Raw genomic sequence first — 19,062 nt, 5'->3', positions numbered from 1 at the left:
CATGAAAATGTCGTTATCTGTTACCCCGATCGTTATGGCGCTGTTGCTGGCAGGCTGTACCGTTGGCCCTGATTATCAGCGTCCAACGATGGCGATGCCGACCCATTTTAAAGAGGCCAAAGGCTGGACCCAGGCCATGCCGCAGGATGATAAGCGCAAAGGTGAATGGTGGTCGGTCTACCACGATGCCACGCTCGACAGCTTGCTGCGTCAGGTCAGCATCTCCAACCAGAACGTTGCCAACTATGCGGCGCAATATCGTGAAGCCCAGGCACTGGCGGGGCAGTCACGCGCCGAGTTGTTCCCATCGGTCAGCTATGACGCCAGCAGCACCCGCAGTGGCAGCCGTGCCAGCACCACCGGGCAGCGCAGCGTCAGCAACAGCCATCAGGCTGAGCTGAGCGCCAGTTGGGAACTGGATCTGTGGGGCAAACTGCGCCGCACGCTGGAAGAGAACAAAGCCAGCGCTCAGGCGAGCGCGGCGGAACTGGCAAATATCACCCTCAGCGCCCAGTCCGAACTGGCGCAGGACTATTTCCAGTTGCGCATCATGGACGAAAAGATCGCCCTGTATCAGCGCAGTGTTGATGCCTATCAGCGTTACCTGACGGTGATTCAGAACAAATATCAGGCAGGCAGCGAATCACGCGCCACCCTGGCGCAGGCTCAGATGCAACTGGAGAGCGCCCGTGCCTCGGCGCAGGATTACCAGTGGCAGCGCGCCCAACTGGAGCACGCCATTGCGTTGCTGATTGGCCGTGCCCCGGCGGATTTCTCACTGCCGGTAGCGAAGCTGGAAGCGACCTTACCGGAGATCCCCAACAGCATTCCGTCGCAGTTGTTGCAACGCCGCCCGGATATCGCCTATGCCGAACGTAACGTGGCGGCAGCCAATGCGGCGGTGGGGGTAGCGATTGCCGGTTACTACCCGGACCTGACCCTGAGCGCCAGTGGCGGCGTCAGTTCATTAACCTTCAGTAATCTGTTCTCGCTGCCGAACCGTGTCTGGTCGCTTGGCCCGGAACTGAGCGGCACGCTGCTGGACTTTGGTGCCACCTCGGCGAAAGTGGAACAGGCGAGGGCTTCTTACGACGCCAGTGTCGCCAGCTATCGCCAGGCGGTGCTGGAAGGGATGCAGGAAGTGGAGGATTACCTGGTGGAGCTGAACACGCTGAAAGGCGAACTGGTTTCACTGCAATTGTCTACTGCTGCTGCGCAGGAATCGGCACGCGTGACGCGGAATCAGTATGAGGCGGGGATGATCGATTATCTCGACGTTGCTACCACTGAAAACAGCAGCCTGAGTGAGCAGCAGACCCTGCTGTCAACGCAAAGCACCCAATGGGTGACCAGCGTAGAGTTGATTGCCGCGCTGGGTGGTGGCTGGCAGGCGGATAAATCGCAATAACGTGCGTTCGCTATAGGTTATTTTGCACCGAGGCGGTTTCGTTCGCCTCGGGCTGATGTAGTTGCAGCTCGCCGGTGCGGCGACCGAGCAAAGGGTTTCGCGCCAGCCTCTGTTTTTGCGCGATAAATCGCGCCGCTACGGGTAAGGTGCTGCGATTTATCGCGCAATTACGGGTAACGTGCTGGCATTTATCGCGAAATTACGGGTAACGTGTTGGTATCTGTAGCGGCACGATTTATCGCGCAATTAGGGGGTAACGTGCTGGCATTTATCGCGCAATTACGGGTGACGTGTTGGCATTTGTAGCGGCGCGATTTATCGCGCAATCAAGAGATCACCCGGCTTTCAGGCGGTGGGGCGGGCGGAACCTTCTCAGGGCCAGACCGCTGCTGCTTGGCGGGCGGAACCTTCTCAGAGCCAAACCACTGTTACCTGGCGGGCGGAACCCTCTCAGTGCCAAACCGCTGCCTGACACGTAACACGATTTATCGTGCAGCCCCGCGCGATAAATCGCGCCGCTACTTGTCGAAAATCCCTGAATCCTGCATCGTAGGGGCCATTTTTAACGACTGCTAAGGAGCTGGCATGTTATTCACCTGTCTGCGTTTCCTCTGCCGCCTGTTATGGCGCGTCGAGCTGCGCGGTGATCTGACGGTACTGAACAAACCCAAGGTGTTGATCACCCCTAACCACATGTCATTTCTCGATGGCGTGCTGGTGGCACTTTTTCTGCCGATCAAACCGGTGTTCGCCGTCTATTCATCGATCAGCGATCAATGGTTTATGCGTATCCTCAAGCCGCTCATCGACTTCGTGCCGCTTGACCCCACCAAACCGATGTCGATTAAACATCTGGTGCGTCTGATCAACGAAGGCCGCCCGGTGGTGATATTTCCGGAAGGGCGTATTACCGTCACTGCTTCGCTGATGAAAATCTACAGTGGCGCTGGCTTTGTGGCAGCGAAATCGGGTGCCACCGTGGTGCCAATGCGCATCGAAGGCGCGGAATATACCCCGTTTGGTCGCCTTGCCGGCGTATTTAAGCGCCGTCTGTTTCCGCGTATTACCCTGAGTGTGTTACCTGCGACGGTTATCCCGATGCCGGAAGCCAAACGCGCGCGTGAGCGGCGTATCCTGGCTGGCGAGCATTTACATCATGTGATGATGGAAGCGCGTATGGCGGTGCGGCCACGGGAAACGCTGTTTGAGGCGTTCCTCAATGCGCGTACCCGCTACGGTCTGTTTAAGCCGTGCATCGAGGACATCAATTTCAAAACCGACAACTACACCGGATTGCTGAAAAAAGCGCTCGGCGTGGGCCGTATCCTCGAGCGCTACAGTCGTCAGGGCGAATATGTCGGCCTGCTGCTGCCGAATGCCACCGTGACCGCAGCGGCCATTCTGGGGGCTTCGCTGCGTGGACGTATCCCGGCCATGCTCAACTACACCGCCGGGGTTAACGGGATGCGCGCAGCGTTGACCGCCTCACAGGTGAAAACGGTCTTCACCTCGCGTCAGTTCCTTGATAAAGGCAACCTGTGGCATCTGCCCGAAGGTTTGACGGACGTGCAGTGGATCTTCCTCGAAGATCTGCGATCGACCGTCACCACCAAAGATAAACTGTGGATCCTCAGCCATCTGTTGATGCCGCGTCGGGCGTTGGTGGCGCAGAAGCCAGAAGATGCCGCGATGGTGCTGTTTACCTCCGGCTCGGAAGGCAATCCCAAAGGAGTGGTGCATTCGCATAAAAGCCTGCTGGCGAATGTTGAGCAGATTCGTACCGTTGCCGATTTCACCCCGCGTGACCGTTTTATGTCAGCGTTGCCACTGTTCCACGCCTTTGGTCTGACTGTAGGACTCTTCACGCCGCTGCTGACCGGTGCGCAGGTGTTCCTTTACCCCAGCCCGCTGCATTATCGCGTGGTGCCGGAGCTGGTATATGACCGCAACTGTACCGTGCTGTTCGGCACCTCCACCTTCCTCGGCAACTATGCACGCTTTGCCAGCCCGTACGATTTTGCCCGTCTGCGCTACGTAGTGGCGGGGGCGGAAAAATTGCAGGAAGGCACGCGTCAGATTTATATGGAGAAATACGGCATCCGTATTCTCGAAGGCTATGGTGTGACCGAGTGCGCACCGGTGGTGGCGATTAACGTGCCGATGGCGGCAAAATCGCACACTGTAGGCCGAATTCTGCCGGGGATGGACTCGCGTCTGATTTCGGTGCCGGGTATTGAGCAGGGCGGTCGCCTGCAACTGCGTGGGCCAAACGTGATGAACGGTTATCTGCGCGTGGAAAATCCCGGTGTGCTGGAGCCGCCAGTAGCCGATAACGGTGAAGGTGAGATGGAGCCGGGTTGGTATGATACCGGCGACATCGTCAGCTTTGATGAGGGAGGATTCTGCCAGATTCAGGGCCGCGCCAAACGCTTCGCGAAAATTGCCGGAGAGATGGTTTCGCTGGAAATTGTCGAGCAGATTGCGTTGAAAGCCTCACCAGAAAAACAACATGCCGCATCGTTGCGACCCGATGGCAACCGTGGAGAGGCGCTGGTGCTGTTCACCACTGACAGCGAGCTGGATCGCGAGATGCTCAAACATGCGGCGCGTGAGTTGGGGGCGCCAGAACTGGCGTTGCCGCGTGATATCCGTGTGCTGAAACATTTGCCGATACTCGGCAGCGGTAAACCTGACTATGTCAGCCTGAAAAAACTGGCCGAAGAGGAGCAGGCATGAGCCAGGCGGTAAATCCGGATACGCCGCTGTTGTCGCGTGGCATGATGGCGGTGATTGTGGCGCAGTTTCTCTCGGCGTTTGGCGATAATGCGTTGTTATTTGCCACCCTCGCGGTGCTGAAAAACCAGTTCTACCCCGACTGGAGTCAGCCGATTCTGCAAATGTTGTTTGTAGCCACTTACATTCTGCTCGCGCCTTTTGTCGGGCAGATGGCCGACAGCTTCGCCAAAGGTCGCGTGATGATGTTTGCTAACAGCCTGAAGCTGTTAGGGGCGCTGATTATCTGTTTTGGCTTCAATCCGTTCCTTGGATACACCCTGGTAGGGGTGGGCGCGGCGGCCTATTCTCCGGCCAAATATGGCATCCTGGGTGAAATCACGCAGGGGGATAAGTTGGTCAAAGCCAACGGACTGATGGAGGGCTCGACCATTGCGGCGATCCTGCTGGGGTCGGTTGCGGGTGGCATTCTGGCGGACTGGCATCTGCTGGCAGCGCTGGCGGTGTGTGCACTTACTTACGGCCTGGCTGTCGTCGCAAACCTGTTTATCCCGCGTTTGCTGGCAGCACGTCCCGGCCAGAGCTGGCACTTTGGCATGATGCTGCGCAATTTTACTCAGGCAACGTTGTTGCTGTGGCGTAATGGCGAAACCCGTTTTTCATTGATGGGTACCAGCCTGTTCTGGGGCGCAGGGGTGACACTGCGTTTTCTGCTGGTGCTGTGGGTGCCCGTGGCGCTGGGTATCAGCGATAACAAAACGCCGACCACGCTGAATGCGATGGTGGCGATAGGTATCGTGATTGGCGCGGCTGCGGCAGCAAAGCTGGTGACGCTGCAAACCGTACGCCGCTGCATGCCTGCCGGGGTGCTGATTGGCGTGATGGTGGTGGTGTTTTCCTTGCAGCACAGCTTGTTGCATGCGTACCTGATTCTGATGCTGATTGGTGCGCTGGGCGGGTTCTTCGTGGTGCCGCTCAACGCGCTGTTGCAGGAGCGCGGTAAAGCCACTGTCGGGGCGGGCAATGCAATTGCCGTGCAGAACCTCGGTGAAAACACCGCGATGTTGCTGATGCTGGGGCTGTATACGCTGGCGATTAAGCTGAGGGCACCGGCAGTGGCGACCGGGGTTGGTTTCGGCGCGATATTCGCTGTGGCTATCGCAGTTTTATGGTGGAAAGGGCGGCGCTAGCCGCGCGATAAATCGCGCCGCTACGGATGATGGTACGCTTGGTAGCGGCGCAATTTATTGCGCGATGTTGAGTGTGAGTCTCAAGGCGCCGGGTAAGTAAACTGGCGGTGAATCGCTTCAATGCCTTCCAGCACGTCTGCATTTAACGTCAGATTAAAACTCTCAACATCGGTCTTCAGCTGTTCCAGCGTGGTCGCCCCTAACAGGGTGCTGGCAACGAAGGGTTGTTGACGGACATAAGCCAGTGCCATCTGCGAAGGATCGAGATTGTGCTGCTTCGCCAGCGCCACATAGGCCGCTACCGCTTGTTGCGACTGCTCGCCGCTATAGCGGGTAAAGCGACTGAACAGGGTGTTACGCGCACCAGCAGGTTTGGCACCGTTCAGATACTTACCACTCAGCGTACCAAATGCCAGGCTGGAGTAAGCCAGCAGCTCTACGCCTTCATGCTGGCTGATCTCCGCCAGACCCACTTCGAAGCTGCGGTTCAGCAGGCTGTAGGGATTCTGAATGGTGACGATGCGCGGCAGTTCATGTTTTTCCGCCAGTTGCAGATAACGCATCACGCCCCAGGCGGTTTCGTTCGAGACGCCGATATAGCGAATCTTGCCGGCACGGACCTGCTCGGTCAGCGCTTCCAGCGTTTCCAGCAACGTCACCGGTACGGTCGATTCCGTATATTGATAACCCAGCTTGCCAAAGAAATTGGTCTGGCGCTGCGGCCAGTGGAGCTGATAGAGATCGAGATAGTCGGTATTCAGGCGCTTCAGGCTGGCTTCCAGCGCTTCACGGATATTTTTACGGTCCAGCGCCTGGTTAGGGCGAATGGAGGCATCCGCGCCACGTACCGGACCCGCCACTTTGCTGGCGAGGATGATCTTGTCACGGCTGCCACGCTTTTTCAGCCAGCTGCCAATATATTGTTCAGTTAATCCCTGAGTTTCCGGGCGCGGCGGCACCGGATACATTTCTGCGGTATCAATCAGGTTGATCCCCTGGCTGACTGCATAATCCAGTTGCGCATGAGCATCGGCTTCGCTGTTCTGCTCACCAAACGTCATGGTTCCCAACCCCAGCTGACTCACTTCCAGCGTGCTATGGGGGATACGGTGATAGTGCATTGCCGGCTTCCTTTTTTCATTATGGAATGGAATGTTGTGTCCTGTGGGACTATAGCGCGTTGATCGGCGCGGAAGGAAGGGGGGAAAGTTCGGGAAATCGCCTGCACAACTGGAAAAATACCGCAGGCGATGAAATTTGGCACTTAACGCTCAATGATGGTGGAGACCTCGTCACCATTGATCTGCATCTCATGGCCTTTTTCGTCGGTGTACTGCACCAGGCCGGTGTCTTTATCAATCGACGGCTTGCCTTCCGTCATAATCATGCGACCATCTTTGGTCGCCATCACGTAATCACTGCTGCAACCGCTTAACACCAACGCCGCCAGCACTAACCCCACTACACTTACCAACCCTTTCATTCGCCACTCCCTACACAGCTTCAACAGCAAAAGTGTAGTAATAAATGTTTTGGGCGTTTGAGGTAATCGCATGATTCTTAAAATCAGTGGGCGAGAATAACTCGCCCTTGACTTTGTCAGGCCGCGCCTTTCTTGCCGCGCATCAGGTTGAGGCACTCCACCGCCATCGAGAAGAACATGGCAAAATAAATGTAACCTTTTGGTACATGGACGCCAAAACTCTCCAGAATCAGGGTAAAGCCCACCAAAATCAGAAACGCCAGCGCCAGCATTTTCACCGATGGATGGCGGTCAACAAACTCGCCAATGGTTCGCGCGGCAAACATCATCATCAGCACGGCAATCACCACCGCCATCATCATAATGATCAGATGGTCCGACAGACCGACAGCGGTAATGACAGAATCGAGGCTGAAAATAATGTCCAGCAGCATAATCTGCACGATGGCCCCGAAGAATGAATGGACGTTGGTTTTATGTTCCTCTTCTCCACCTTCGATCGTCTCATGGATCTCCATGCTCGATTTCCACAACAAAAACAGGCCACCGAACAGCAGAATCAAATCACGCGCCGAGAAGGCGTGGTCCATCAGTGAAAACAGGGGATTGGTCAGGCGGGCCACCCAGGCAATCGAGGCCAGCAACCCGATACGCATCAGCATGGCACCCATCAGCCCCAGACGGCGAGCGCGATTTTGTTGATGTTTGGGGAGTTTAGCGACCACCAGAGAAAGGAAGATGATGTTATCAATGCCCAGCACCACTTCCAGTATGGTTAACGTTCCCAACGCCAGCCAGGCATTCGGATCTGCAATCCAGTCAAACATGTGTAGATTTAATCCTAAACGAAAGTTAAACGGCGATTATACACGATATCGTTGACGCCCCGGTTACGGCAGCAAAAAATGGCGCGCCAGCAGTGGTCCGGTAAAACTTTTCTTCAGATAAAAGCCGCGCGGGAGCGTCATGATAGGCTCGCCGTGAGCACCGATGGCTTCGGTCAGTGCTTTACTGTTTGCCGCTTTGGGGCGGATTTGTAGCCAGGCACCGTGACGCGCGGTGATGCGTTCCACCTGGCCCAACACGATCATATCCATCAACTCTTCCCAATCTTCGCGCAGTTGTTGCTCTTCTTCGGCATTTGGCTGCCATAACAGCGGTGAGCCGACGCGACGTTCCGCCAGCGGCAAGGCGCGATCGCCTTCAACCGGGATCCACAACACCCGTGCCAGCTTATGGCGCACATGGCTGGTTTCCCAGGTAACGCCGCTGTTCCCGGTGAGCGGTGCAACACATACGAAGGTGGTCTCCAGCGGTTTTCCCAGGGCATCGACCGGAATGGTTTTCAACTCAATGCCGAGATGGGCGAAATCCTGCTCCGCTTTACTGCCCGCGCTGGCACCGAGATGCAATTCCAGCAGCATCCCCACCCAGCCCTTATCCCGTTTCAGATTGGCGGGCATCGGCAGGTTAAGCTGGGCCGCCAGCGCGGCGAAAGTCTGGCCTGCCAGTTGTTGTGCACGTTGCAGTAACTCCGCTTCGTTTTGCGGCGTTGCGGGAGGAAAAGCTGGGGAACTCATGGTTTTGCTCGTGTTGGTTAAATGATAAACAGCAGGCTGCCGGAAAGGTTGTCCACATTTCATAACCGCCGGGCCTGAAGATAATAGCATGATTCGGCATACTTTTTTATTCACCCTCACCCAGCCTTTACCGCAGCGGCGGCAGGTTATCCCGGTTTGTTATCGACAATAAACAGGATCTTAAACCCAGTTATCCACAGAAAGATGGGATAACCCCCACTTTCCTGTACCCCTGTTTCGATTTCCAGCCTTGACTTTAGTGATTTGTTGGCTTTTTTTCCCATTTCTGACCAGGTTTAGGTCATTCTCTGTGGATAAAAACGACGGAGGTCGATCTTTGACCAGTTCGCTAAGGGGCGGTTTTACAAAGCCCCGGTTTCTGGATATGAATTTCGTGTTTTTTATTTTATCATTATGATTATAATGATTTTTAATATTGTCTGGTCCTGTGTTGATAAGACTTTTCCTAACCGGTTATTCATTTAATTCCCGTGTTCTGCACAAAGCTATCCACAGAAAAGGTGCATAAGATCGCCTGGAAAACCCCATCGCTGTTTATAACTTGGCTAAACTCTGTGAGTTATCCTGTAATTGTTCCGTCATCTCCCCTGATATCCAGTGGTTTACCGCCTGTAAGGAGTGTGAAACAATCAGACTATTCAAATTTAGCTTTGAGGTAGTCCAGTGATCGATGATGATGGCTACCGCCCGAATGTTGGTATCGTAATCTGTAACAGGCAGGGACAAGTGTTATGGGCCAGGCGCTTTGGACAGCACTCCTGGCAATTTCCTCAGGGAGGCATCAATCCCGGTGAAACCGCAGAACAGGCGATGTATCGCGAACTGTTTGAAGAAGTGGGTTTGCACCGTAAAGATGTTCGAATACTTGCTTCAACCCGTAACTGGTTACGTTACAAATTGCCAAAACGTTTGGTGCGTTGGGACACAAAGCCGGTATGTATCGGCCAGAAACAAAAGTGGTTTCTTCTGCAGTTGATGTGTAGTGACGCGGATATCAATGTGCAACACAGCAGCACGCCAGAGTTCGACGGCTGGCGCTGGGTCAGCTTCTGGTATCCGGTGCGTCAGGTTGTCTCCTTCAAACGTGATGTCTACCGTCGCGTAATGAAGGAATTCGCTGGCGTGGTGATGTCTATGCAGGAGAGTGCGGGGCAGCAGCGCAATGCCGCAGCCCATCGACGTAAAAGAGGATAGGCCACGCCCTTTATGCTCACTCAGTTGCGCGAAATAGTTGAAAAAGTGGCGAGTGCGCCGCGTCTGAATGAAGCACTCGACCTGCTGGTAAACGAGATTTGCCTTGCGATGGAGACCGAGGTTTGCTCGGTCTATCTTGCCGATCACGATCGGCGTTGCTACTACCTGATGGCAACGCGCGGGCTGAAAAAACCGCGTGGCCGCACGGTCACGCTGGCGTTTGACGAAGGTATTGTCGGGTTGGTTGGTCGTCTCGCCGAGCCGATCAACCTCGCCGATGCGCAGAGCCATCCCAGCTTCAAATACATCCCCTCAGTGAAAGAGGAGCGTTATCGCTCCTTCCTCGGCGTGCCTATTATCAGCCGCCGCCAGCTGCTGGGTGTGCTGGTGGTGCAGCAGCGTGAACATCGTCAGTTTGACGAAAGCGAAGAATCCTTTCTGGTTACGCTGGCAACGCAAATGGCGGCTTTGCTGTCGCAGTCGCAGCTTGGCCAGCTGTTCGGCCAATTTCGCCAGTCACGGGTAAAAGCCATTGCCGCAGCGCCCGGTGTGGCGGTGGCGCCGGGTTGGGTGGATGAAACCCAACCGTTGCTCGATCAGGTTTCCGCCGCTTCTACGCTGGATGTGCAGCGCGAACGCGATCGTCTGGCGGTCGCCATGAGCGAGGCCGCCAATGAATTTCGTCGCTTCAGTAAACGTTTTACCGCCAGCGTGCAGAAAGAGAGTGCGGCGATCTTCGATCTCTATTCGCACCTGCTGACGGATGCCCGACTGAAAAAAGATCTGTTCGCCGAGATCGAACGAGGATCGGTGGCCGAATGGGCAGTCAAAACGGTGATCGAGAAGTTTGCCGCGCAATTTGCCAGCTTGCAGGATCAATATCTGCGCGAGCGCGCCGGAGATTTGCGGGTATTGGGTCAGCGCCTGTTATTCCACCTCGATGATACCCTGGTCGGCACCAATGCCTGGCCAGAACGTTTTGTTCTGGTGGCCGATGAATTGACCGCGACCACCCTGGCCGAGTTGCCTCATGAACGCCTGGCGGGTGTGGTGGTGCGTGACGGCGCTGCGAACTCCCATGCGGCGATCCTGACGCGAGCAATGGGTATCCCGACGGTGATGGGGGCAGATATCCTGCCAGCCCAGCTCAACAAACGCTTACTGATCGTTGACGGTTATCGCGGCGAATTGTTGATCGATCCTGAACCGGTGCTGGTGCAGGAGTACCAAAGGCTGATCAGCGAAGAAAACGCGCTGAGTAAAATGGCCGAAGATGTGGTGGAGCAGCCGGGCGAACTGAAAAGCGGCGAACGGGTGCAGGTCATGCTGAACGCCGGTCTTAGCCCGGAACATGAACAGGCGCTCGACAGTTGGGTTGATGGGATTGGCCTGTATCGCACCGAAATTCCCTTTATGTTGCAAAACGGCTTCCCGTCAGAAGAGGAGCAGGTGGCGCAATATCAGGGCATGTTGCAGCTGTTCCACAACAAACCGGTGACGTTACGTACCCTGGATATCGGCGCAGATAAGCAGCTGCCGTATATGCCAATCAGCGAAGAGAACCCCAGCCTGGGCTGGCGTGGTATCCGTTTAACACTTGATCAGCCAGAGATTTTTCTGGTGCAGGTCCGCGCCATGCTGCGCGCCAATGCGGCGTCTGGCAATCTCAGCATTCTGTTGCCGATGATCAGCCATATCGACGAGATCGAAGAAGCACGTCGCCTGATCGACCGCGCCGGGCGGGAAGTGGAAGAGATGCTGGGCTACGTGATTCCTAAGCCACGCATTGGTGTGATGATCGAAGTGCCGTCGATGCTATTTCTGATCCCGCATCTGGCGGATCGTATCGATTTTGTCTCTGTCGGTACTAACGATCTTACCCAGTATCTGCTGGCGGTGGATCGTAACAATACCCGTGTCGCCAACCTCTACGATCCGCTGCATCCGGCGATGCTGCGTGCGTTGCAATTGATTGCTCAGGAAGCCCACAAGGCCAAGCTTGAGCTCTGTCTGTGTGGTGAAATGGCCGGCGATCCGATGTGTGTTGCGCTGCTGGTGGGGCTGGGTTATTACCACCTCAGCATGAACGGAAAAAACATTCCGCGCGTCAAATACCTGCTGCGCCACCTCGATAAAGAGGACGCGCAGAAGCTCAGCGAGCTGGGCGTGGCGGCAAATACGGTGTCGGAAGTGCGTCATCAGGTTTCGGCGTTTATGGAACGGCGCGGTCTGGGCGGATTGATCCGTGGTGGTCGTTAAGGTTTACATTTCTGCGGCATATGTATGAAAACCCGCTGTGCTATGATGCGCAGCTTTGATTGTATTGCCCTTGGCCACACCCGTTTTCAGGGCAGAAAATTTCATGGTGAAAGATGACTAACGGCTATATCGCTTTTCCCCAATTTGACCCGGTGATTTTCTCCGTCGGTCCGATTTCGCTCCACTGGTACGGTTTGATGTATCTTGTGGGTTTTGTGTTCGCTATGTGGCTGGCGGTGCGTCGCGCTAACAAGCCAGGTAGCGGCTGGAAGAAAGAGGAAGTGGAGAACCTGCTGTACGCCGGTTTCCTTGGCGTTTTCCTCGGCGGGCGAATTGGTTATGTGCTGTTCTATAACCTGCCGCTGTTCCTTGAGAATCCGCTCTATCTGTTTAAAGTCTGGGATGGCGGCATGTCATTCCACGGTGGCTTGATTGGTGTGATCGTGGTGATGCTGGTGTTTGCCCGTCGTACCAAACGTACCTTCTTCCAGGTTTCTGATTTTATTGCGCCGCTGATCCCGTTTGGTCTGGGGGCGGGCCGTCTCGGCAACTTTATCAACGGTGAGCTGTGGGGCCGTGTGGCACCTGATTTTAAATTCGCCATGCTGTTCCCCGGTTCGCGCAGCGAGGATGTGGCATTGGCTGCCACTAACCCGCAGTATCAGTCATTGCTGAACACCTACGGCGTGTTGCCGCGTCATCCGTCGCAGCTGTATGAATTGATGCTGGAAGGTGTGGTGCTGTTTATCATCCTCAATCTGTTTATTCGCAAGCCGCGCCCGATGGGTAGCGTCTCCGGCCTGTTCCTGATTGGTTACGGTGCGTTCCGTATTATCGTTGAATTCTTCCGCCAGCCGGATGCCCAGTTGGGTCTGTTCGACGGTGGTATCAGCATGGGGCAGATTCTCTCTACTCCGATGATTCTGGCCGGTGTGATTATGATGGTTTGGGCGTATCGTCGTCGCCCGCAGCAACAACCCCGCGAGGTAAAATGAAACAGTATCTGGATTTGATGCAACATGTGCTGAATGAAGGCGCAGAAAAGGCCGACCGTACCGGTACCGGCACGCTTTCCATTTTTGGCCACCAGATGCGTTTCAATTTGCAGGATGGTTTCCCGCTGGTCACCACCAAGAAGTGTCATCTGCGCTCGATCATTCATGAGCTGCTGTGGTTCCTGCAAGGTGATACCAACATTGGTTATCTGAAAGATAACAAGGTCACCATCTGGGATGAGTGGGCGGATGAGAACGGCGATCTTGGCCCGGTGTATGGTAAGCAGTGGCGCAGTTGGGGCAGCGCCAATGGCGAACAAATCGACCAGATTAGCCGGGTGATTGAGCAGTTGAAACGTGACCCGGATTCGCGCCGAATCATTGTTTCGGCGTGGAACGTCGGTGAACTGGACCAGATGGCGCTGGCACCTTGCCACGCATTTTTCCAGTTCTACGTAGCGAACGGCAAACTCTCTTGCCAGCTTTATCAGCGTTCGTGCGATATCTTCCTTGGTCTGCCATTCAACATCGCCAGCTACGCGTTGCTGGTGCATATGGTGGCGCAGCAGTGTGACCTGGAAGTGGGTGATTTTGTCTGGACCGGTGGCGATACCCATTTGTACAGCAACCATCTGGAGCAGGCGCGCTTGCAACTGACCCGTGAACCGCGCCCTCTGCCGAAGCTGACCATCAAACGTAAACCTGCCTCTATCTTTGACTATCAGTTCGAAGATTTCGAGATTGAAGGTTACGATCCCCATCCGGCCATCAAAGCGCCGGTCGCGATCTAATACCGCGTAGTGTGTCCCGTCGCGGCGCGATTTATCGCGCCGCGCGTGCCTTTTCAGATCTCCCTCGCAAAATTCTGTAACCCACTGTATTCATCTGGTATTTCCTGCGTACTCTTTTCCAGAGTACATTTTCTCGCCTTGAGCGAAACACGCCAGGCACGCACTCTGACGACCATGAACAGAAACGATGAAAACGGCTTTACCTTGCCGGAACTGTTGGTGGTGATGGTGATTGCGGGCGTGCTGAGTCTGGGCGCAATGCAGGGATGGCAACGCTGGCAACAACAGCAACAACTCCGGGAAAGCGTGCTGCAACTCCAGGGTTTTTTATTACGGCTGCGTGCCTGGGCCAGTTGGCAAAATGCCGAGGCCAGCCTGTGGCTGCAACCAGGGAATCCGGGCTGTATCGGCAGCGGTCCGCGTCCGTTGGATGGTTGTCAGTCAACATCTCGTTGGATTTTTGTCCCACCACATGCCGGTGTGAAGCTGGTCAACATCATCGGTGAGCCAGGATTCTATGGCCGCCGCGATGTAGCGCGGGCTGGCAGTATTGATGTTGAAAGCAGCGCCGGCCGCTGGCGGGTGATCATTTCAGCGCGAGCACGTATTCGCGCCTGCCAGCCGGGAGAGAAGGGATGCGAATAAACCAGGCCGGTTTTAGCTTGTTGGAAATGTTGATGGCAATGGCGGTGGGGGCGGTGTTGATGGTAAGTGCCGGGCGTTTTTTACCGCTGTTGCTGGCAGAAAACCTGCGTTTACAACAGCGTGTACAACTGCAACAGGAACTACAGCAAATCACGCAAACGCTACAAAAAGCGTTGCGGCGAGCGGGTTATTGCAATGGGGAATGCAGTGGCCCACCACTGACCATCCGGGAAAACGGCAGTTGTGTCTTGTTGCGCTGGGATGAAAACAGCAATGGCCGCTGGGAAGGCGTTGGCCACAGCGACAGTGATTTTTATGGTTACCGATTGCGCAGTGATCAGCTTGAAATGCAGCGTGGCGTGGATGACTGCAATGGCAATGGCTGGGAACGTTTGACCGACCCTGAGTTTCTTGCGGTGGAACAGTTCAGAGTTGAGCGGGAGGCAAGGCGACTGATGGTGCAGCTGACGGGCAAGGTGGCTGAACAATCACTTACGCAGGAGAGCTGGGTAACGGGGGAGAACCTGTGAATCAGGCTGGAAACAGTACGCTGGGAATGGTGCTGATGGTGTTGCTAATGGGGGGCCTGACCTTACAGGCTACGCGTACCCGGCTGGCACAGGACATGGTGCTGGTTGCGGATGAACAGCACTTTCATCAGGATTTCTGGCAGGCAGCGGGCGCATTGCAATGGGGGACAGTGCAACACTGGCCGCACAGCCAGGGCTGGCAATGTCAGGATTGGGCAGCTGAAAAGTGGCGCAGTTGTCTGCTACGGATGGAGGGTGACAATGGTTTATTGCAGGGACATGGAACGGAACGGGAGCTGGCACTGTGGCATTGGGTGTCAATTCAGGGGAACCAGCTCAAACCACGGGCGCAGGGCTGGATTGACTTCTGCCCGCTGGCCGACGCCGCATTATGCCAGGCAGCAACAGGGATTTAGTCTGGCGGAAACGCTGGTCGCGATGCTGTTGCTGGCGATGAGCATCAGCGCGTTGCTGCATTATCATCGGGCATTAACGTTGAGCTTTAGCCAACAATGGCAACAACGTCAGGCATGGCGGGTGGCGGGGCAGGCGTTGCTTGGGCACGATGTACCTGGCTGGCAGATTCAGCGTCAGCAGCAACTTCAGCCGGGAGGCTGTGTACTGGAACGAGCAACCGTCCGTGGTCCACAGCAGCGCACAGCGTCACTGGCAAGGTTGGATTGCTCATCTCCCTGATTATGTCCTTGCGGTAGGCATCCCCAACGATACAGGGTAGAGTGACCGGGCTGCGTCGTTTTTAATTTATCAGGAGTCTTCATGTTCCGGGTTTACCACTCCAATCAGCTTGACCTGTTAAAAGATCTGGCGGTCACGTTGATTAAATCAGAACCTCTTACAGACCCGCTGGCGGCTGAACAGGTTCTGGTACAAAGCCCCGGTATGGCGCAATGGCTACAGATGGAACTGGCGAGCAGCTTTGGTATTGCGGCCAACATTGATTTTCCGCTCCCCGCCAGCTTTATCTGGAACATGTTTGTGCAGGTGCTGCCAGATATTCCGCAGGAAAGCGCCTTCACGAAAGCCAGCATGAGCTGGAAACTGATGCATCGCCTGCCCGCCCTGTTGGAGCAGGAAGCATTTCTGCCGCTGCGTCACTACCTGAACGACGACGATGATAAGCGTAAGCTGTATCAGCTCAGTGCTCGCGTTGCAGACCTGTTTGACCAGTATCTGGTCTACCGATCGGACTGGCTCAATAGCTGGGAGCGCGGCGAGCTGATTGACGGGTTGGGTGATTCGCAACAGTGGCAGGCAGCATTATGGCGCGACCTGGTCAGCTTCACCGAAAGCCTTGGTCAGCCGCTCTGGCACCGTGCCAATTTATATGCGCGCTTTATCCGGACACTGGAGCAGGCAGACAGCCCGCCGCCAGGCTTGCCGCAGCGCGTATTTATTTGCGGGATTTCCGCACTGCCGCCGGTTTATTTGCAGGCGCTGGAGGCGCTGGGGCGCCACATCGATATTCATCTGCTGTTCACCAATCCCTGTCGTCATTACTGGGGGGATATTCAGGATTACGCATTTCTGGCTAAGCTCCAGAGCCGTCAGCGCCGCCGACTTCATTCCAATGAACAGCAATCGCTGTTTCGCGATCCTGCGTTGGCCTCGTCGCTGTTTAATGACGCGGGTGAACAACAATTAACGAATCCGCTCCTCGCATCGTGGGGTAAGTTAGGACGCGATAATCTTTTCCTGCTCAGTCAGATGGATGCGGCTGCAAACGATATTGATGCTTTTGTCGACATGCCCGCAGATACTTTGCTGCATGCGTTGCAGGCGGATTTACTTGACCTGGAAGATAATGCGGTAATTGGTGTCAACGCCGGGGAACTGGCAAACAGCCAGGGGAAGCGTTTGCTGGATCCGCAGGATCATTCGCTGACCATTCAGGTGTGCCATAGCGCCCAGCGTGAAGTGGAAATTTTGCAGGACCATTTATTGGCGCTGATGGAAGCCGATCCAAACCTGAAGCCGCGCGATATCATCGTGATGGTGGCAGATATCGACAGCTACGCCCCCTTTATCCAGGCGGTGTTCGCCAGCGCACCATCATCGCGTTATTTGCCGTTTGCCATCTCTGACCGCCGTGCCAGCCAGGCACATCCGGCGATCCTGGCGTTGCTGAGTTTACTCGCACTGCCGGAGAGTCGCTTCGCTTCGGAAGAAGTGCTGGCGCTGTTGGAGGTTCCGGCACTGGCGCAGCGCTTCTCGGTGGATGAAAGCGGATTACGCCTGCTGCGCCGTTGGGTGATGGAATCCGGGATTCGTTGGGGGCTGGATGATGCCAGCGTGGAAGCACTGGCACTCCCGGTCACCGGGCAGCACACCTGGCGTTTTGGTTTGCAGCGTATGCTACTGGGCTATGCGCTGGAAAGTCGCAACGGCGACTGGCAAGGCATCCTGCCTTATGACGAATCCACCGGATTAATCGCCGAACTGGCGGGGCATCTGGCGGAGTTGCTGGCAAAACTCGATGACTGGCGTACGCGACTGGCGCAGGAGCGTACCCTTAATGACTGGTTGCCGCTATGCCGTGAAATGATCGAGAGTTTCTTCAGCGGTGATAGTGAAAGCGAAGCGGCGCTAATGCTGGTGGAAACCCAGTGGAAACAGATCATTGAGCAGGGCATGCAGGCCTCTTATCAACAGGCGATTCCTGTGACGTTACTGCGCGATGAGTTACGTTCACGACTCGATCAGCAACGCATCAGTCAACGTTTCCTTGCAGGGCCGGTTAATTTCTGTACGCTGATGCCGATGCGTTCGATCCCGTTTAAGGTGGTGTGTTTGTTAGGGATGAACGATGGTGTTTACCCCCGCACTCTGGCGCCGCTTGGCTTTGATCTGATGCAACAGCAGATGCGCAAAGGCGATCGTAGCCGCCGTGATGATGACCGCTATCTGTTCCTTGAAGCGTTAATTTCCGCGCAGCAGCAGCTGTATATCAGCTACATCGGCCGTGCCATTCAGGATAATACCGAGCGCTATCCGTCGGTATTGGTCACGGAGTTGGTTGACTATCTCGGTCAGAGCTTCTGTCTGCCGGGGGATGAAGCCTGTGAACCGGATGTCAGCGAGCAGCGCGTGCGCGAACATTTGCAGACGCTGCACAGCCGTATGCCATTTGCCCCTGAAAACTATTTGCCGGGGCGTAATGGGCAAAGTTTTGCCGCTGAGTGGTTACCTGCCGCCGCAGGGCAGGGTGAGGCGCAGCCTGATTTTGTCCAGCCATTGGATGCACTGCCAATCACCACATTGTCGCTGGAGCAACTGCTGCGTTTCTGGCGTCATCCGGTACGAGCCTGGTTTCAGCAACGGCTGGGGGTGGCTTTCTGGATGGAAGAGAGTGAGTTGCCTGACAGCGAACCTTTCGCCCCTGACAGCCTCGAACGTTATCAGATCAACGCGCAGTTGCTGAATACCCTGGTTGCCGGAGAGGATCCTGCGCAGTTATATGCCCGTCATCGCGCGGCGGGTAACCTGCCTTATGGCGCTTTTGGGGAACTTTTCTGGCAAAGCCAGACCGAAGAGATGCAGGAAGTGGCTGCTGAGGTCAGTGGACAACGTCAGACATCGGAAAGCTGGGAAGTGAATCTACGGCTTGGTGATGTGCAGTTGACCGGCTGGCTTACGCAGGTGCAAGCTGATGGACTGCTGCGCTGGCGTCCCGGCGTACTCAATATGAATGATGGTTTACTGTTGTGGCTGGAGCATCTGGTGTATTGCGCGCTGGGAGGCAGTGGCGAAAGCCGGATGTATGGGCGTAAACAGAGCCACTGGCGTTTTAACGCACTTCCTTGTGACCAGGCGCTGAGTTTGTTGCAGGAGTATGTGGCCGGGTATCAGGCAGGATTAGCACAGCCACTGATGCTGTTGAATAAATCCGGCGGAGCCTGGCTGGAAGCGAGTTTTGATGCCAAAACCCGCCAGTTACTGGATGACGAGGCGACGCAGAAAAAAGCGCGCAGTCGGCTGTTACAGGCCTGGCAGGGTGGTTTTCAACTGGAAGGTGAGGGCAGTGATCCTTACCTCCAGCGTCTGAGCCGTGTGCTTGATGACACGGCATTACAGGCAATCACTGAGGCGGCACGACGCTGGTATTTGCCAGTACGTCTGGCGCATCAGGATGATGAATAGCAATCGGGTGACGGTGTGACAGGATGTCGTCCCCACCACAATAAAAAAGTCATTTTTTGACCGCCGGGTGCACAG

Annotated in this window: 16 protein-coding genes; 12 read left to right on the top strand and 4 right to left on the bottom strand. The window is 55.5% G+C overall.

What is annotated here, in order from left to right; all coding sequences use genetic code 11:
• Position 1: 1 nt before the first annotated feature.
• The 3 genes from L579_RS12425 to lplT all read left to right on the top strand — a co-directional run bounded on the left by L579_RS12425 (position 2) and on the right by lplT (position 5,331).
• A complete protein-coding gene (locus L579_RS12425; protein WP_021184583.1) occupies positions 2–1,408 on the top strand; it encodes an efflux transporter outer membrane subunit in 1,407 nt (468 codons plus the stop codon).
• Between the two features lie 585 nt (positions 1,409–1,993).
• Positions 1,994–4,144 carry a bifunctional acyl-ACP--phospholipid O-acyltransferase/long-chain-fatty-acid--ACP ligase gene (aas, locus tag L579_RS12420; RefSeq protein WP_021184581.1) on the top strand — a complete coding sequence of 717 codons (2,151 nt, stop codon included), beginning with the start codon at positions 1,994–1,996 and terminating at the stop codon, positions 4,142–4,144.
• Positions 4,141–5,331, top strand: a complete 1,191-nt coding sequence (gene lplT / locus L579_RS12415; RefSeq protein ID WP_021184580.1) for a lysophospholipid transporter LplT — start codon at positions 4,141–4,143, stop codon at positions 5,329–5,331. The genes aas and lplT overlap by 4 nt, the downstream gene beginning before the upstream one ends.
• A gap of 80 nt (positions 5,332–5,411) precedes the next feature.
• Here the strand turns inward: lplT and L579_RS12410 are convergent, their stop codons facing one another.
• From L579_RS12410 to mutH, 4 genes are all read right to left on the bottom strand, one after another.
• Positions 5,412–6,452 carry an NADP(H)-dependent aldo-keto reductase gene (locus tag L579_RS12410; protein WP_021184579.1) on the bottom strand — a complete coding sequence of 347 codons (1,041 nt, stop codon included), beginning with the start codon at positions 6,450–6,452 and terminating at the stop codon, positions 5,412–5,414.
• Positions 6,453–6,595: 143 nt separating this feature from the next.
• Entirely contained in the window at positions 6,596–6,814 is a 219-nt protein-coding gene (locus L579_RS12405; protein WP_021184578.1) for a YgdI/YgdR family lipoprotein, read from the bottom strand.
• Positions 6,815–6,930: 116 nt separating this feature from the next.
• Positions 6,931–7,641, bottom strand: a complete 711-nt coding sequence (locus tag L579_RS12400) for a TerC family protein (RefSeq protein WP_021184577.1) — start codon at positions 7,639–7,641, stop codon at positions 6,931–6,933.
• Positions 7,642–7,704: 63 nt separating this feature from the next.
• Positions 7,705–8,394: a DNA mismatch repair endonuclease MutH gene (gene mutH / locus L579_RS12395; protein ID WP_021184576.1), complete on the bottom strand. Its 690-nt coding sequence runs from the start codon at positions 8,392–8,394 to the stop codon at positions 7,705–7,707.
• A gap of 684 nt (positions 8,395–9,078) precedes the next feature.
• On the opposite strand from mutH, the gene rppH reads away from it, so the two are divergent.
• The 9 genes from rppH to recC all read left to right on the top strand — a co-directional run bounded on the left by rppH (position 9,079) and on the right by recC (position 18,987).
• The gene (gene rppH / locus L579_RS12390) at positions 9,079–9,609 is read left to right on the top strand and encodes an RNA pyrophosphohydrolase (RefSeq protein WP_021184574.1); all 531 of its coding nucleotides are present in this window, start codon (positions 9,079–9,081) and stop codon (positions 9,607–9,609) included.
• A 12-nt stretch (positions 9,610–9,621) separates the two neighbouring features.
• The gene (ptsP, locus tag L579_RS12385; RefSeq protein WP_021184573.1) at positions 9,622–11,868 is read left to right on the top strand and encodes a phosphoenolpyruvate--protein phosphotransferase; all 2,247 of its coding nucleotides are present in this window, start codon (positions 9,622–9,624) and stop codon (positions 11,866–11,868) included.
• A gap of 113 nt (positions 11,869–11,981) precedes the next feature.
• Positions 11,982–12,863 (top strand): prolipoprotein diacylglyceryl transferase, encoded by an 882-nt coding sequence (gene lgt, locus L579_RS12380; RefSeq protein ID WP_021184572.1) that lies wholly within the window; start codon positions 11,982–11,984, stop codon positions 12,861–12,863.
• Complete coding sequence (gene thyA / locus L579_RS12375; RefSeq protein ID WP_021184571.1) at positions 12,860–13,654, top strand: thymidylate synthase; 795 nt, start codon at positions 12,860–12,862, stop codon at positions 13,652–13,654. Before lgt ends, thyA begins: the two co-directional genes overlap by 4 nt.
• A 174-nt stretch (positions 13,655–13,828) precedes the next feature.
• A complete protein-coding gene (locus L579_RS12370; protein WP_036626563.1) occupies positions 13,829–14,299 on the top strand; it encodes a prepilin-type N-terminal cleavage/methylation domain-containing protein in 471 nt (156 codons plus the stop codon).
• A complete protein-coding gene (locus tag L579_RS12365; protein WP_021184569.1) occupies positions 14,290–14,829 on the top strand; it encodes a prepilin peptidase-dependent protein in 540 nt (179 codons plus the stop codon). Before L579_RS12370 ends, L579_RS12365 begins: the two co-directional genes overlap by 10 nt.
• Entirely contained in the window at positions 14,826–15,245 is a 420-nt protein-coding gene (locus L579_RS12360) for a DUF2509 family protein (protein WP_021184568.1), read from the top strand. Before L579_RS12365 ends, L579_RS12360 begins: the two co-directional genes overlap by 4 nt.
• Entirely contained in the window at positions 15,190–15,525 is a 336-nt protein-coding gene (locus L579_RS23600; protein ID WP_235056592.1) for a prepilin-type N-terminal cleavage/methylation domain-containing protein, read from the top strand. Before L579_RS12360 ends, L579_RS23600 begins: the two co-directional genes overlap by 56 nt.
• 81 nt (positions 15,526–15,606) lie before the next feature.
• Entirely contained in the window at positions 15,607–18,987 is a 3,381-nt protein-coding gene (gene recC / locus L579_RS12350) for an exodeoxyribonuclease V subunit gamma (protein WP_021184566.1), read from the top strand.
• Positions 18,988–19,062 lie beyond the last annotated feature (75 nt).

Source organism: Pantoea sp. AS-PWVM4 (assembly GCF_000468095.1).
GTDB classification, from domain to species: Bacteria; Pseudomonadota; Gammaproteobacteria; order Enterobacterales; family Enterobacteriaceae; genus Pantoea; species Pantoea phytobeneficialis.
This window is presented reverse-complemented; position numbering and strand designations above follow the sequence as displayed.

Excerpts from the sequence above, each read along its gene's own strand:
- L579_RS12425 (WP_021184583.1), top strand. The coding sequence starts at position 2 with ATGAAAATGTCGTTATCTGTTACCCCGATCGTTATGGCGCTGTTGCTG.
- aas (WP_021184581.1), top strand. The coding sequence starts at position 1,994 with ATGTTATTCACCTGTCTGCGTTTCCTCTGCCGCCTGTTATGGCGCGTC.
- lplT (WP_021184580.1), top strand. The coding sequence starts at position 4,141 with ATGAGCCAGGCGGTAAATCCGGATACGCCGCTGTTGTCGCGTGGCATG.
- L579_RS12410 (WP_021184579.1), bottom strand. The coding sequence starts at position 6,452 with ATGCACTATCACCGTATCCCCCATAGCACGCTGGAAGTGAGTCAGCTG.
- L579_RS12405 (WP_021184578.1), bottom strand. The coding sequence starts at position 6,814 with ATGAAAGGGTTGGTAAGTGTAGTGGGGTTAGTGCTGGCGGCGTTGGTG.
- L579_RS12400 (WP_021184577.1), bottom strand. The coding sequence starts at position 7,641 with ATGTTTGACTGGATTGCAGATCCGAATGCCTGGCTGGCGTTGGGAACG.
- mutH (WP_021184576.1), bottom strand. The coding sequence starts at position 8,394 with ATGAGTTCCCCAGCTTTTCCTCCCGCAACGCCGCAAAACGAAGCGGAG.
- ptsP (WP_021184573.1), top strand. The coding sequence starts at position 9,622 with ATGCTCACTCAGTTGCGCGAAATAGTTGAAAAAGTGGCGAGTGCGCCG.
- lgt (WP_021184572.1), top strand. The coding sequence starts at position 11,982 with ATGACTAACGGCTATATCGCTTTTCCCCAATTTGACCCGGTGATTTTC.
- thyA (WP_021184571.1), top strand. The coding sequence starts at position 12,860 with ATGAAACAGTATCTGGATTTGATGCAACATGTGCTGAATGAAGGCGCA.
- L579_RS12370 (WP_036626563.1), top strand. The coding sequence starts at position 13,829 with ATGAACAGAAACGATGAAAACGGCTTTACCTTGCCGGAACTGTTGGTG.
- L579_RS12365 (WP_021184569.1), top strand. The coding sequence starts at position 14,290 with ATGCGAATAAACCAGGCCGGTTTTAGCTTGTTGGAAATGTTGATGGCA.
- recC (WP_021184566.1), top strand. The coding sequence starts at position 15,607 with ATGTTCCGGGTTTACCACTCCAATCAGCTTGACCTGTTAAAAGATCTG.